Source organism: Arcobacter sp. CECT 8989, from assembly GCF_004116715.1.
Classification (GTDB): Bacteria; Campylobacterota; Campylobacteria; order Campylobacterales; family Arcobacteraceae; genus Halarcobacter.
Map to the genome: position 1 here is coordinate 1 of NZ_PDKE01000073.1, position 442 is coordinate 442.

Below are 442 nucleotides of genomic sequence, written 5' to 3' on the forward strand. Positions count from 1 at the left end.
CTTGGGTTTATTTCTGGTGCGTTTCGTTGGAAGGTATTTGCAGTTTTCGCAGATTATGTCGGTGATACTTCGTCGCTGTCTCGCCACACGTCCTCCTTTTCCTGCGGTAGTGGTAACACCCCTGTTGGTGTTCTTTCACACCGGAGACACCATCGATTCCAGTAAGGTTGATTTGGTCGGAAGCGGTTATCTTCTTTGCATTCACCGCACCGATAACATCGCATCATGCAGCTTACCTCCCGAAGTCGAAATCAAGCTGCCCTCCAAATATTTCGCATGACTCAGAACAAGAGCCGGTATCGAATCTTTTAGCTCGCACCATGTCCTGATACAGGGCTTGATAATCATCTTCTGGATACATTTTCTCGATACCGTCCAGCGACATTCTTCCTCGGTACATAATCTCCTGTCGCGCTTCCCGATGTCCGTCACCCTCCGAGGA

General features: G+C 49.1%; 2 protein-coding genes and 1 pseudogene. All 3 read right to left on the reverse strand.

Features of this window, described 5'->3' with window-relative positions:
- Positions 1 to 87 (reverse strand): NinE family protein (locus CRV02_RS15175; RefSeq protein ID WP_129090914.1); only part of this gene is annotated, 87 nt, incomplete at its 3' end.
- Entirely contained in the window at positions 54 to 227 is a 174-nt protein-coding gene (gene ninD, locus CRV02_RS14490; protein WP_000984218.1) for a protein NinD, read from the reverse strand. The genes CRV02_RS15175 and ninD, both read right to left, overlap by 34 nt.
- A 5-nt stretch (positions 228 to 232) precedes the next feature.
- Positions 233 to 442, reverse strand: a pseudogene (locus CRV02_RS15105) (hypothetical protein); the annotation flags it as partial.